We start from the raw sequence: 12,519 nt of genomic DNA, 5'->3' as shown, positions 1-12,519 counted from the left end.
TTGTTAATTTAAAAATTGTTTTAATTCGGCTTCTAATTCTTCTTTGGTAAACGACTTTTCATAGAATTGTCGTTTTTCTTTATTGTAGATTATTGTAGCTGGTAATGCACCAGACCAATCTTTATTAATGGCAGGTATCCATCGGTTTTGGTCTACATCATCAAAAGCAACTACTTCAGATTGTAAATTATGCTTTTTAATAAATGGCTTTAACTTAGTATCATAATTTTTTGGGAAATCTAAACTCACCAACAAAACCTCAACGTTATTGTTTTTATACTTTTCATTAATTTCCTCAAAATACGGTAACTCTTTTACACAAGGAGCACACCATGTTGCCCAAAAGTTAACCACGTGAACTTTATCATCTTGCTTATTGATTAATGGCTCTAAGCCATCGTAGTCATATATCTTTAAATCGTAATCTAATACACTCTCAGCTTCTTTCTCTTTATTTAGAGTTAACTCAGATGCATTTATTTCTTTAGTTTCTTCAGTATTGTCCTTACAAGAACAGATAACCAATAGACATAAAAATAGTATTCGCTTCATGACATAAATTTATTAATAGAAACACACACAATTGAATAATTAACAAAAAATTAATTATGATATAAAAATAATATTATACATTTGTATATACAATTGTTGTATATGAAAGATATAACTGAAATATTAAAAACAAAGACCAACTTACCGTTAGCCAAAAAGACCGTTTTAAATGTGTCTTTTGCAAGTAATCACTTTAAGGATGGCATCCTGTCTGTTTTAAAACCTTATGATATATCTATAGAACAATTCAACGTTTTAAGAATTTTGAGAGGAAAGAACGGTGAACCTTCAAACTTAAAAGATATTCAAGACAGAATGATTAGTAAAATGAGTAATACCACTCGCCTAGTTGACAAACTTATCCTCAAGAATTTGGTTGAGCGTTTCACATGTGAGAAAAACCGAAGAAAAGTTGACATCTACATAACCGACGGAGGTCTTAGATTACTTGAACTAGTTGATCCAATTATTGAAGAAAAAGAAAACGAATTAACAAATAATTTGAGTAAGGAAGAGTTAGAAACATTGAACCTTTTGCTCACAAAAATGAGAAGTTAAAAAATTTTCAAACAACACTTGTATATACAAATTAAGTACTAACAACATAATAATTTTTACATGAATATGATTATAGAAAACTTAAAATGGCGCTATGCCACAAAGAAATTCGATAGTTCTAAAACAATATCAACAGAAGATTTTGAAACGCTTAAAAAAGCTATGCAATTAACAGCATCTTCTTACGGATTACAACCTTACAAAATCTTAAATATAGTAGACAAAGAAACGCGTACAAAGTTACGTGCTGCATCGTGGAATCAATCACAAATAGAAGATGCATCACACATGATAGTACTTGCTAATATGACCGATTTCGGAGATGAATTAGTTGACAACTATTTTGAAAACGTTATTGATACCAGAAATCTGAATAAAGAAGATGTTGCAGATTATGCAAATACCATAAAATCAACAATTGGCCAACTTAGCCAAGAACAAAAAGCTTTATGGACAGCAAAACAAGCTTATATAGTAGTGGGCAACTTATTATCTGCCGCCGCACAATTAAGAATAGATGCCTGTCCTATGGAAGGCTTTCAAAGCGAAGAATACAACAAAATTCTAGATCTAAATTCTAAAAACCTTAATGCTGCAGTAGTTGTTACTCTTGGCTATAGATCTGAAGAAGATGGTACTCAACACTACAAAAAAGTAAGAAAATCAGAAAATCAATTATTTACAAACATTTAAAACTTAAAAACAAACAATTACAATGAAAAACAGAAATTCACAAATCGCTATGCTATTTATCTTAGCATTCTCTTTTATGTCATTTACAGTCTTAAAAGACAAAAAAGTAGATGTATCATCAAGTAAAGTAACATGGAAAGGTTACAAAGTTGGTGGTGAGCACGAAGGAACAATTAAACTTAAAGAAGGTTCTTTATCTTTTAATGATGATACTTTAGAAGGTGGTTCTTTTACTATTGATATGACTTCTATAAATACTACAGATTTAACAGGAGATTACAAAGACAAATTAGATGGTCATTTAAAATCTGATGATTTCTTTGGTGTAGAAGAATATCCAACAGCGACTTTAAAAATCACTTCAGTAAGCGGTAAAAATGGTAAATACACTGTTAAAGGAGATATTACCATAAAAGGTATAACAGAATCAATTTCTTTTCCTATGACAGTTACTGAAAATTCTGCAACTGCTAGTTTAAAAATAGACAGAACAAAGCACAAAATCACATATAAATCACCTTCGTTATTAGAAACTTTAAAAGATAAAGCAATCTATGACGAATTTGATATTAATGTAGAATTAAAATTTTAATTCCCTAAGGATTAATAGTAATCCACTTTATAAAGATTCTTGTTCAAGTATATAATTTATATGAAGACAAGAATCTTTTTTATGATATAGTTTGAAATAAAAATTTTCATTTCTATATTTGACACACAGATGAAAACAATAACAAATCATACTTGGTGGTGGAATTTTGCAAACTCATGTTCGTGAAAGAAACCTTGTATGCTATATTATAGAAAAAGGCTTGTCGTTCACGACAAGCCTTTTTTAGTTTCAAAAAACAACGATAATCGTACTTAAATGAAAACATTTAGTCTATATACACATTACAAAAAAATTCTGGCAGATACTATTACTCCGGTTAGTATCTACTTAAAGATAAGAGACAAATTCCCTAATAGCATATTATTAGAGAGTAGTGATTACCATGCTAATGATAATAGTTTTTCTTATATCTGTTTTAATCCAATAGCCTCTATTAAAGTCAGTGAAGGAACAATCCATCAAATATATCCTGATGGAAGTACCAAAAGCAATTTTGCTTCAAACATTAGTGTTACAGAAGAGATTCACAAATTCACAAAGCGATTCAAAGCTGAATCTAACAAAAAGTTTAAGTTCATCAACAACGGAATTTTTGGCTATACAGCTTATGATGCCGTAAAGTATTTTGAAGATGTTGAAATTTCAAAAAAGGAAGATTCCGTTGAAATTCCAGACGTCTATTATGCCGTTTATCAAAACATTATTGCTATCAATCATTTTAAGAATGAAGCCTATGTATTTGCACATTGTTTTGATACGGATAATAACATTGATGAAGTGCTTCAACTTATCCAAACACGTCAATATGCATCATACAATTTCGATACAAAAGGGTTATTAGAATCTAATCTCACAGACGAAGAATACAAACAGCATGTTGAGTTAGCTAAAAAACATTGTGCCAGAGGTGACGTGTTTCAACTCGTTTTATCCAAACGATTTTCGCAAAGTTTTATTGGTGATGAATTTAATGTTTATAGAGCTTTAAGAAGTATTAATCCTTCACCTTATCTATTTTATTTTGATTATGGCAACTTCAAAATATTTGGTAGTTCACCAGAAGCGCAATTAGTTGTAAAAGATGGAAAGGCAGAAATCCACCCAATTGCTGGTACGTTTAAGCGAACAGGCAATGATCTTAAAGATGCTGAACTAGCTGAAAAGCTAATTAACGACGACAAAGAAAATAGCGAACATGTTATGCTTGTAGATTTAGCTCGAAACGATCTTAGCCGACATGGAAATAACGTTAATGTAGAAACTTACAGAGAAGTTCAGTTCTTTTCACATGTTATCCATTTAGTGAGTAAAGTTACAGGTAGTGTAAATAAAGATGCCGAAACTATGCAAGTCGTTGCAGATACTTTTCCTGCCGGAACATTGAGTGGAGCTCCAAAACATATGGCTATGCAACTCATAGAAAAATACGAAAAGACAAGTAGAGGTTATTATGGTGGCGCTATCGGATTTATGGATTTTGAAGGCAACTTCAACCACGCTATCATGATTAGAACATTCTTAAGCCAAAACCATAAATTGTATTGGCAGGCTGGTGCAGGTCTAGTTTCAAGATCTAACCCAGAAAGTGAATTACAAGAAGTTTATAACAAATTAGGTGCTTTAACAAAAGCTATAGAACAAGCCAAAGACATATGAAAAAGGTATTAGTAATAGACAACTATGATAGTTTTACTTACAATTTGGTTCACTATTTAGAGGATTTAAATTGTGAAGTCACTGTAAAACGAAACGACAAATTAACACTTGAGGAAGTTGAGGCATTTCATAAAATTGTGCTGTCACCAGGACCTGGGATTCCTGATGAAGCTGGCCTTCTGAAAGAAATAATTAAAACTTGCGCTCCTACTAAAAGTATTTTTGGAGTCTGTTTGGGCCTACAAGCTATTGGTGAAGTTTTTGGCGGAGAGCTAGAAAATTTGTCCGATGTTTATCATGGCGTGGCTACACAGGTTACTTTGTCTGTAGATGATGAAGTTCTCTTTAAAGGCTTAGACAAAACTTTTGAAGTAGGCCGTTACCATTCTTGGGTGGTGAAAGATAATCTTCCTAATAGCCTTGAAGCTACCTCTTATGATGAAAACGGACAGATAATGTCTATAAGACATAAAACCTACGATGTAAAAGGCGTTCAGTACCATCCAGAATCAGTGTTAACACCTGATGGAAAAAAGATTTTAGACAATTGGTTGAATAGTTAAGAGCCCTTCCTAAATCCTTCCCATCGGGAAGGACTTTAATAGAAAACATAAAAAAATTGATTTACAGAACACTTAATTAAATAAAAGAAATTCCCTTTCCTTTGGAAAGGGTTAGGGATAGACCCATGAAAGAAATACTAAACAGATTAATAAACCAAGAAAGCATCTCATCGGAAGAGGCAAAAAATGTATTGGTAAATATCTCAGAAGGAAAATATAATCAGAGCCAAATTGCTTCTTTTCTCACTGTTTATATGATGAGAAGTATTACTATTGAAGAGTTACGAGGTTTTAGAGACGCGCTTTTAGAGCTTTGCATACCTGTTAATTTAGACGATTTTGATACTATCGACTTATGTGGAACTGGTGGTGATGCCAAGGATACTTTTAATATCTCTACATTATCCTCATTTATAACTGCAGGAGCTGGAGTTAAAGTCACCAAACATGGCAATTATGGAGTCTCTTCTGCCAGTGGTTCTTCTAATGTGATGGAATATTTAGGCATTAAATTCACCAATGATATTGATTTTTTAAAGCGAAGTTTAGACTTAGCAAATATCTGTGTTTTACATGCTCCTTTATTTCATCCTGCGATGAAAAATGTAGCTCCAATACGTAAAGAACTTGGTGTAAAAACCTTTTTTAATATGTTGGGTCCTATGGTAAATCCAGCATTTCCAAAAAATCAAATGGTTGGTGTATTTAGCCTCGAATTATTAAGGCTTTACGGTTACCTTTATCAAGAAACCAATAAAAATTATGCTATTGTTCATGCTTTAGATGGTTATGACGAAATCTCATTAACAGGAAAAACCAAAGTAGTTTCTAGCAACTCTGAATCTTTATTCTTACCAGAAGACATTGGGTTTTCAACTATACGTCAGAATGAAATCTTCGGAGGAAAAAGTGTAAAAATGGCTGCCGAGATTTTTAAAAGCATCATTAATGGAGAAGGAACAGAAGCACAAAACAACGTGGTTTTTGCAAATGCAGGTTTAGCTATCGCTACAGCAAAAGACATTGACCTTAAAGAAGGTATTGAATTAGCGAAAGAATCATTACTTAGTGGTAATGCAAAAGACAGTTTAAAAACTTTAATAGCCATAAGTAAATAGACTATTTGAACCATGAATATTTTAGATCAAATTGTAGCAGACAAGCGTAAAGAAGTTGCACTTCGAAAAAGTCTAATTCCTTTCAAGCAATTGGAAAGTTCCGTTCTTTTTGAAAGATCAACAATCTCTCTTTCCGACCGTTTAATAAACAGTACTTCAGGAATCATTGCCGAACATAAGAGACGTTCGCCATCAAAATCTGTAATCAACCAAAACTTGAATGTGCAAGATGTTGCTAAAGGTTATGAAGATGCTGGTGTTTGTGGCATGTCTGTACTTACAGATAGTAAATATTTTGGTGGCTCGTTAGACGACTTACTTGTAGCTAGAGCAAGTTGCGATTTACCACTATTACGAAAAGAATTCATCATAGATACCTATCAAATTGTAGAAGCTAAGGCTTATGGAGCAGACGTGATTTTGTTGATTGCTGCAATTCTAAGTCAAGAAGAAATAAAACAATTTTCGGAATTGGCTAAAAGCTTAGGTCTAGATGTTTTACTTGAGGTTCATAATTTAGACGAACTTCAAAAATCCATCATGCCAACGATTGATATGCTTGGTGTTAATAACAGAAATTTAAAAACTTTTGAGGTAAGTTTAGAAACTTCAAAAGTATTGAGTAATCACATTCCTGATGATTTCGTAAAAGTTTCAGAAAGTGGTATCAGTTCTATTGAAGCCATAAAAGAATTACAACCTTATGGATATAAAGGCTTTTTAATTGGTGAGAATTTTATGAAGACAGATAATCCTGGTAAGAGTGCAAAGAGTTTTATAAAAAGCCTTCTCTAACTCTTCCAAAGGAAGAGAACCAAAACGCTAATGGAAAAAGAACAAGAAAATAATCGCAATCCTATTTTCCCCTCTGGGGAAAATGCCGACAGGCAAAAGGGGCTTTATTTCAAAATCTGCGGAATGAAATATAACACAGCCGAAGTTGCAAAACTGCAACCAGACTATCTTGGCTTTATATTTTACAAAAAATCACCTCGTAATTTTGAAGGTATCATTCCAGAGTTACCAAAGTCAATCAAAAAAGTTGGTGTTTTTGTAGATGGGGCAATTGACATGATTCTGCAAAAAGTTGAAAAATATGAACTTGATGCAGTTCAACTTCATGGTAATGAATCTCTAGATTATTGTAATGTCCTGAAACGTCATTACGAGAAGCGCAGCGACGAAGCAATCTTATCAAAAGAAACAGATTGCCACGTACTGACAAAAAGTGTCAGAACTCGCAATGACAGATCAATTGAAATCATCAAAGTATTCAGCATCAAAGATGAATTCGACTTCAGTCAACTTCAACCTTATGAAGATGTAGTAGATTATTTTCTATTTGACACCAAAGGAAAATTACCAGGCGGAAACGGTTACACCTTCAATTGGAACGTGTTAAAAGAGTATCGATCAACAAAACCTTACTTTTTAAGTGGTGGTATTGGGTTAGAAGAAATAGACAATGTTATATCATTCCTTCAGAGAGAGGAATCTAAATATTGCTATGCTGTAGATATCAACAGCAAATTTGAAATAAAACCTGGATTAAAGGCTATTGAAAAACTAGAAGAATTTAAAAAGTACGTCACTTCGAGTGATTTTTGAAGAATGAAAAAATTGTATCGAGAAGTATCTGGTTCTGACAGAAAATTCTATCGAATTTAATTCGACCTGACAAAACAAAATAAGATCCTGAAACAAGTTCAGGATGACATTAGACTATGAAAAACACATACAACATCAACGACAAAGGTTACTACGGCGAATTTGGTGGTGCCTTTATACCAGAAATGCTCTACCCAAACGTAGAAGAACTACGCCAAAACTATCTTAAAGTAATGGCAGAATCGTCTTTTCAAGAAGAGTTTAATCAATTGCTTAAGGATTATGTTGGTCGTCCTTCCCCACTCTATTTTGCCAAGCGCCTTTCAGAAAAGTACAATACCAAAGTATATTTAAAACGTGAAGATTTAAATCATACTGGTGCACATAAAGTAAATAATACCATTGGACAAATCCTTATGGCAAAACGTTTGGGCAAGACCAGAATCATTGCCGAAACTGGTGCTGGACAACACGGAGTTGCTACAGCTACGGTTTGTGCACTAATGGGACTAGACTGTATCGTGTACATGGGAGAAATTGATATTGCCAGACAAGCACCAAACGTTGCTCGTATGAAAATGCTAGGTGCAGAAGTAAGACCTGCATTATCAGGAAGTAGAACGCTTAAAGATGCCACAAACGAAGCCATTAGAGATTGGATTAACAATCCTGTAGACACACATTACATTATTGGCTCAGCTATTGGCCCACATCCATATCCCGATATGGTGACGCGATTTCAGTCTGTAATTTCAGAAGAAATAAAATGGCAACTCAAAGAAAAGGAAGGTCAAGAAAATCCAGATTATGTTGTAGCTTGTATTGGTGGTGGTAGTAATGCAGCTGGAACATATTATCATTTTTTAGATGATGAAAACGTTGGTATTATTGCTGTAGAAGCTGCAGGTAAAGGCATCCATTCTGGTGAAAGTGCAGCAACATCTGCATTAGGTAAAGAAGGTATTATTCATGGTTGCAAAACCTTGTTAATGCAAACTGATGATGGCCAAATTACAGAACCCTACTCTATTTCTGCAGGTTTAGATTATCCTGGTGTTGGTCCATTACATTCGCATTTATACAAATCTGGTCGTGGTGAATTTTACTCTGCAACAGATGATGAAGCTATGCAAGCCGGATTAGAATTAACCAAATTGGAAGGTATTATTCCTGCAATAGAAAGTTCTCATGCTTTGGCTGTTTTTAAACATAAAACATTTCAACCAGATGATATTGTTGTTATCAGCTTATCTGGTCGTGGTGATAAGGATTTACAGAATTATATTGATTATTTCAAGCTTTAAAAGACGCTAGATGCGAGAAAAGAAACATAAGACTTTAAATAAATGTCTAATATCTATATTCTCATATCTCATTTCTATAAAATTATGAACAGAATAAACCAAAAACTAAACGAAGATAAAAAGCTATTGTCCATATACTTTACAGCAGGCTACCCAAATATAGATGACACGGTTTCTATTATTCAGAATTTAGAACAAAGTGGTGTGGACATGATAGAAATCGGTCTACCGTTTAGCGATCCACTTGCTGATGGACCAACCATTCAAGCCAGTTCAACAACTGCACTAAAAAATGGTATGACCACAGAAAAACTATTCGAACAGCTTAAAGATATTCGAAAGTCAGTTTCAATTCCATTAATTATCATGGGTTATTTTAATCCTGTGTTGCAATATGGTGTTGAGCCCTTTTGTGAAAAATGCCAAGAGATCGGTATCGATGGATTAATTCTTCCTGATTTACCTGCTGATGTTTATGACGAGGAATACAAAGCTATCTTTGAAAAATATGGACTTATCAACGTGTTTTTAATCACGCCTCAAACTTCAGAAGAACGTATTAGATATATCGATTCTATTTCAAACGGATTTATTTATATGGTAAGTTCTGCGAGTACAACTGGTACACAATCTGGCTTCGGAGAAGCACAGACTACTTATTTTGAACGTATTTCTAAAATGAATTTAAACAATCCTCAAATTGTTGGGTTTGGTATTTCAAACAACGACACATTTACCCAAGTTTCAACTCATACGAAAGGAGCTATTATTGGTAGTGCTTTTATTAAATATATTTCTGAAAACGGGATAAACGAATTGAACAACTTTGTTAACCCAATACTTTTTAAGAATTAATAGTTTTTAACAATTAAAACTTAGATTTTAAGATACTTTTGAGACATTAAAACCCCTTAATTCCTTATATTAAATAGAACACAAAAACAAATGAATTATGGGCATTATAGCAGATAAGAGAAAGTTTAAACCAACTAAAAAACAAAGTAATCCAACAAATCCTACTGGTAATGTGAATCAGTCTACAAATGAGTTTGACATTGATGAAAATACCATTAAGGATCAACAAAAGAAAAAATAAGTATTAAACAACAAAATAAGAAAGCCTGTTCATATATTTGAACAGGCTTTTTTAATATGAAAAAATTAATAAACGACTGGAAACTTGTTATTCTACTATGTTTAACGCTTGGTTTAGCACCATTTTTTCCCGAACCACATATTGTTGGAAAAGTAAGATGGCTTGCAGGAGGTGCTGTTGGCATGTCTCCAATGGATTACTTTGATGTACTTTTACATGGATTTCCATTTTTATTATTAGTTCGACTAATAATCTTAAAACTTATTCCTGCTAAGAAAGAATCAAATTAAAAAGTATGCCTTTAAACATTGTTCTTATAGAACCTGAGATACCGAATAACACAGGTAATATTGGTCGATTAGCTTTGGCTACAGGCTCTCGATTACACTTGGTTAAACCTTTTGGTTTTGAAATTGATGACAAACGCCTAAAACGTGCTGGACTTGATTATTGGCAACATCTTGAAGTCATTTATTACGAAAACAAAGAGGAATTCTTTACTAAAAATGCAGATAAAAAAATGGCTTTTTTAAGCAGTAATGGTACTAAATCGCATTGGGATATACAGTTTACGGATGATATGTTTCTTGTTTTTGGTAAAGAATCTGTAGGTCTGCCAAAACCTCTAATTGAAGAACGAAAAGAAGACCTTTTCAAAATACCAATGTATAGTAAGAATATTAGAAGTCTTAATCTTGCTAATGCTGTGAGTATTATTGTTTATGAAGGTTTAAGGCAACTTCGTTAAAAATATCACAAAATAGACATTCTAATTAAACGCTTTTCAAACTATGAAGTCATAGAGGTGTTCATTAATTAAAACACATAAATTATGATTTCAAAAACATTAAAATTAAGCGTATTGGTTATTGCTATTTGTGCTGTATCCTTTGTAGATGCTCAGGAAAGAAAACGTAAACAGAGACCTAGCTCTGAAGAATTATTTAAAAAACTAGACACTAATGATGATGGAGCATTATCATTGGAAGAATTTAAAGATCAGCGTCAACGAAAGGAGGTTAAAGAAGAAACAATTGGCGAACACTTTAAAGAATTAGACACAAATTCTAATGGTTCATTATCCTTAGAAGAGTTTATTGCCAGAAAAGAGTTAATGAAGCAAAAACGTATTGAAGATCGTTTTTCAGAAATGGATAAAAATGGTAACGGAACTGTAACTATAGACGAGTACAAAGCTTTTGTCGAAAATCACAAAAAAGAAAGACCACAGCATAATTGTGGCAAAAATTGATTGATTGATTGATTGATTTGATAGAAAATCCTCTTGCTTAGGCAAGGGGATTATTTTATGGCTACTTAAAAAAACTCAGAATACTGCATCACCCTAAAATCAAAGGTATTAAACTCTGGATTTTTCGTTTTTAGTTGTCTATAAAGTGGCAATCTACTAATGGATATGTTCGCAGCTCCAGAAGCTGAAGTTAGAGAGACGGTTTTTATAGTTCTTTCATTCTCTTTATGAAATCTTGAAACGGGTTCAGGATGACTTAGAGTAAATTTATGAATTCTCGGCACTTCGTTAGTTACCAATTCCAATTTAAGATTGTAATCTTTAAGATGTTTTCGAAAGAAATATTCTGGTCCATTTTTGCTATTTCCACCTGTAAATAAAATGGTTTTAATATTTGAGTATTGTTTCAAATAACCAACAATGTCTCTCAATTTCACATTACTCATTCCAAGATCTGAAGCATCAATTTTTTCGCGCTCGCATGAGGCTACAATATCGCAAACTCCTATTTTGTTTTTAATCAGAAACTGCTTTCGCTGCGCTATGGCTTCTTCAGAGTTATCGTACCTAAAATTGAGATTATGGATCTTATCTATAAATAGCCACAATGAATTGTAATAACTACCATAGCAAAAATCAACATCTTGCTCTAATAATTCACCTGTAGAAAATCTTGGAGGTGGTAAAGTGCCAACAATTAGTTTTTCGGTATTATCTTTTATAAATGGTGGATATGGATGTTTGTGAACAAACATTACAGAGACTTCAAAATACGTTCAACCTCAGCAATAGCACTTCTGTAAAGTCTTCTGTTAGGTTTAGTCATGTATTGGGCTTCATTAGATATTTCTTCCAACAATGATTTACCGGCTTCAGATTTATTATTTTCAATATAGAATTTTGCCAACTCTAATCGTTCTTCATAGTTTGAATAAGGCTTATTTATTGCTTTTAATTCAACTTCAGCTTCTTCAACTCTACCTATTTCTTTTAGTGCTAATCCATAGCAAAATTGTTGTTTTGAACCTTTGAATTCAGATTTGTGCTTTATAATTTCTGCTTGTGCTATTACATTATTGTAGTCTTGGATTTCATAATAGCATAATACTAATTGTTGCCTTGCATAAAAATCGTCTTGCACCTTATCCTCTAGAGTTTTATTATAATTTTCAATGGCTTTTAAGAAATTCCCACTTTTAGCATAAGCAGCAGCAAGATCAATTCTATTAGTGTAAGTATCTGAAAACTCTATTTTATTTTCTAGGTCTTTGATCTTCTTAGTTGGATTGATAATAGTTGTAATATCTTCTTGGATTTTATCCGCATCGCTCTTACTAAAAACCTGAGTTAAGATGTAGATTAAAGACCCTAAACCAGGAATAAAGAAAATAACAAAGTACCAATAATAAGGTTTGTGATTTTTGTAAACATGATAGATACAAAAAGCTTGTAAAGCAACAGTAAGGTAATAAAGCATAAATGACTTTTAGGCTTTTAAAGATAGAA

17 protein-coding genes are annotated in these 12,519 nt (G+C 32.8%); 14 read left to right on the top strand and 3 right to left on the bottom strand.

Going from position 1 to position 12,519, the window contains the following annotated elements:
• Positions 1-3: 3 nt before the first annotated feature.
• Entirely contained in the window at positions 4-552 is a 549-nt protein-coding gene (locus tag AC2H4K_RS12455) for a TlpA family protein disulfide reductase (protein ID WP_281140228.1), read from the bottom strand.
• 102 nt (positions 553-654) lie between these two features.
• On the opposite strand from AC2H4K_RS12455, the gene AC2H4K_RS12450 reads away from it, so the two are divergent.
• The 14 genes from AC2H4K_RS12450 (at position 655) to AC2H4K_RS12385 (ending at position 11,013) form a co-directional block, all read left to right on the top strand.
• The gene (locus AC2H4K_RS12450) at positions 655-1,110 is read left to right on the top strand and encodes a MarR family winged helix-turn-helix transcriptional regulator (protein ID WP_281140229.1); all 456 of its coding nucleotides are present in this window, start codon (positions 655-657) and stop codon (positions 1,108-1,110) included.
• Positions 1,111-1,170: 60 nt separating this feature from the next.
• Positions 1,171-1,803 carry an NAD(P)H-dependent oxidoreductase gene (locus AC2H4K_RS12445; protein WP_281140230.1) on the top strand — a complete coding sequence of 211 codons (633 nt, stop codon included), beginning with the start codon at positions 1,171-1,173 and terminating at the stop codon, positions 1,801-1,803.
• 22 nt (positions 1,804-1,825) lie between these two features.
• Entirely contained in the window at positions 1,826-2,395 is a 570-nt protein-coding gene (locus AC2H4K_RS12440) for a YceI family protein (RefSeq protein ID WP_281140231.1), read from the top strand.
• Positions 2,396-2,671: 276 nt separating this feature from the next.
• The gene (locus AC2H4K_RS12435) at positions 2,672-4,072 is read left to right on the top strand and encodes an anthranilate synthase component I family protein (protein WP_493742438.1); all 1,401 of its coding nucleotides are present in this window, start codon (positions 2,672-2,674) and stop codon (positions 4,070-4,072) included.
• Positions 4,069-4,635: an anthranilate synthase component II gene (locus tag AC2H4K_RS12430; protein WP_493742437.1), complete on the top strand. Its 567-nt coding sequence runs from the start codon at positions 4,069-4,071 to the stop codon at positions 4,633-4,635. The genes AC2H4K_RS12435 and AC2H4K_RS12430 overlap by 4 nt, the downstream gene beginning before the upstream one ends.
• A 125-nt stretch (positions 4,636-4,760) precedes the next feature.
• A complete protein-coding gene (gene trpD / locus AC2H4K_RS12425; RefSeq protein ID WP_493742436.1) occupies positions 4,761-5,753 on the top strand; it encodes an anthranilate phosphoribosyltransferase in 993 nt (330 codons plus the stop codon).
• Positions 5,754-5,765: 12 nt separating this feature from the next.
• Entirely contained in the window at positions 5,766-6,548 is a 783-nt protein-coding gene (trpC, locus tag AC2H4K_RS12420; RefSeq protein WP_493742435.1) for an indole-3-glycerol phosphate synthase TrpC, read from the top strand.
• Between the two features lie 123 nt (positions 6,549-6,671).
• Positions 6,672-7,361, top strand: a complete 690-nt coding sequence (locus AC2H4K_RS12415; RefSeq protein ID WP_493743070.1) for a phosphoribosylanthranilate isomerase — start codon at positions 6,672-6,674, stop codon at positions 7,359-7,361.
• A 116-nt stretch (positions 7,362-7,477) separates the two neighbouring features.
• Entirely contained in the window at positions 7,478-8,665 is a 1,188-nt protein-coding gene (gene trpB, locus AC2H4K_RS12410; RefSeq protein ID WP_281140236.1) for a tryptophan synthase subunit beta, read from the top strand.
• An 84-nt stretch (positions 8,666-8,749) separates the two neighbouring features.
• Complete coding sequence (trpA, locus tag AC2H4K_RS12405; protein ID WP_281140237.1) at positions 8,750-9,520, top strand: tryptophan synthase subunit alpha; 771 nt, start codon at positions 8,750-8,752, stop codon at positions 9,518-9,520.
• Between the two features lie 97 nt (positions 9,521-9,617).
• Entirely contained in the window at positions 9,618-9,761 is a 144-nt protein-coding gene (locus AC2H4K_RS12400) for a hypothetical protein (protein ID WP_281140238.1), read from the top strand.
• Between the two features lie 56 nt (positions 9,762-9,817).
• On the top strand, positions 9,818-10,051 hold the full coding sequence (locus tag AC2H4K_RS12395; protein ID WP_281140239.1) for a hypothetical protein: 234 nt from the start codon (positions 9,818-9,820) through the stop codon (positions 10,049-10,051).
• Positions 10,052-10,056: 5 nt separating this feature from the next.
• The gene (locus AC2H4K_RS12390; RefSeq protein WP_281140240.1) at positions 10,057-10,509 is read left to right on the top strand and encodes a tRNA (cytidine(34)-2'-O)-methyltransferase; all 453 of its coding nucleotides are present in this window, start codon (positions 10,057-10,059) and stop codon (positions 10,507-10,509) included.
• A gap of 84 nt (positions 10,510-10,593) precedes the next feature.
• Entirely contained in the window at positions 10,594-11,013 is a 420-nt protein-coding gene (locus AC2H4K_RS12385; protein ID WP_281140241.1) for an EF-hand domain-containing protein, read from the top strand.
• Positions 11,014-11,078: 65 nt separating this feature from the next.
• Here the strand turns inward: AC2H4K_RS12385 and AC2H4K_RS12380 are convergent, their stop codons facing one another.
• Entirely contained in the window at positions 11,079-11,768 is a 690-nt protein-coding gene (locus tag AC2H4K_RS12380) for a uracil-DNA glycosylase family protein (protein ID WP_281140242.1), read from the bottom strand.
• Entirely contained in the window at positions 11,768-12,490 is a 723-nt protein-coding gene (locus AC2H4K_RS12375) for a hypothetical protein (protein ID WP_281140243.1), read from the bottom strand. The genes AC2H4K_RS12380 and AC2H4K_RS12375 overlap by 1 nt, the downstream gene beginning before the upstream one ends.
• Positions 12,491-12,519 lie beyond the last annotated feature (29 nt).

The organism is Winogradskyella sp. 266wxhm (assembly GCF_058964685.1).
Note: the sequence above shows the minus strand (reverse complement) of the source record. Positions and strands in the feature narration are given on the sequence as shown.

Bases quoted from the DNA above. Each gene is read 5' to 3' on its own strand.
- AC2H4K_RS12455 (WP_281140228.1), bottom strand. From the start codon at position 552: ATGAAGCGAATACTATTTTTATGTCTATTGGTTATCTGTTCTTGTAAG.
- AC2H4K_RS12450 (WP_281140229.1), top strand. From the start codon at position 655: ATGAAAGATATAACTGAAATATTAAAAACAAAGACCAACTTACCGTTA.
- AC2H4K_RS12445 (WP_281140230.1), top strand. From the start codon at position 1,171: ATGAATATGATTATAGAAAACTTAAAATGGCGCTATGCCACAAAGAAA.
- AC2H4K_RS12440 (WP_281140231.1), top strand. From the start codon at position 1,826: ATGAAAAACAGAAATTCACAAATCGCTATGCTATTTATCTTAGCATTC.
- AC2H4K_RS12435 (WP_493742438.1), top strand. From the start codon at position 2,672: ATGAAAACATTTAGTCTATATACACATTACAAAAAAATTCTGGCAGAT.
- AC2H4K_RS12430 (WP_493742437.1), top strand. From the start codon at position 4,069: ATGAAAAAGGTATTAGTAATAGACAACTATGATAGTTTTACTTACAAT.
- trpD (WP_493742436.1), top strand. From the start codon at position 4,761: ATGAAAGAAATACTAAACAGATTAATAAACCAAGAAAGCATCTCATCG.
- trpC (WP_493742435.1), top strand. From the start codon at position 5,766: ATGAATATTTTAGATCAAATTGTAGCAGACAAGCGTAAAGAAGTTGCA.
- AC2H4K_RS12415 (WP_493743070.1), top strand. From the start codon at position 6,672: ATGAAATATAACACAGCCGAAGTTGCAAAACTGCAACCAGACTATCTT.
- trpB (WP_281140236.1), top strand. From the start codon at position 7,478: ATGAAAAACACATACAACATCAACGACAAAGGTTACTACGGCGAATTT.
- trpA (WP_281140237.1), top strand. From the start codon at position 8,750: ATGAACAGAATAAACCAAAAACTAAACGAAGATAAAAAGCTATTGTCC.
- AC2H4K_RS12400 (WP_281140238.1), top strand. From the start codon at position 9,618: ATGGGCATTATAGCAGATAAGAGAAAGTTTAAACCAACTAAAAAACAA.
- AC2H4K_RS12395 (WP_281140239.1), top strand. From the start codon at position 9,818: ATGAAAAAATTAATAAACGACTGGAAACTTGTTATTCTACTATGTTTA.
- AC2H4K_RS12390 (WP_281140240.1), top strand. From the start codon at position 10,057: ATGCCTTTAAACATTGTTCTTATAGAACCTGAGATACCGAATAACACA.
- AC2H4K_RS12385 (WP_281140241.1), top strand. From the start codon at position 10,594: ATGATTTCAAAAACATTAAAATTAAGCGTATTGGTTATTGCTATTTGT.
- AC2H4K_RS12380 (WP_281140242.1), bottom strand. From the start codon at position 11,768: ATGTTTGTTCACAAACATCCATATCCACCATTTATAAAAGATAATACC.
- AC2H4K_RS12375 (WP_281140243.1), bottom strand. From the start codon at position 12,490: ATGCTTTATTACCTTACTGTTGCTTTACAAGCTTTTTGTATCTATCAT.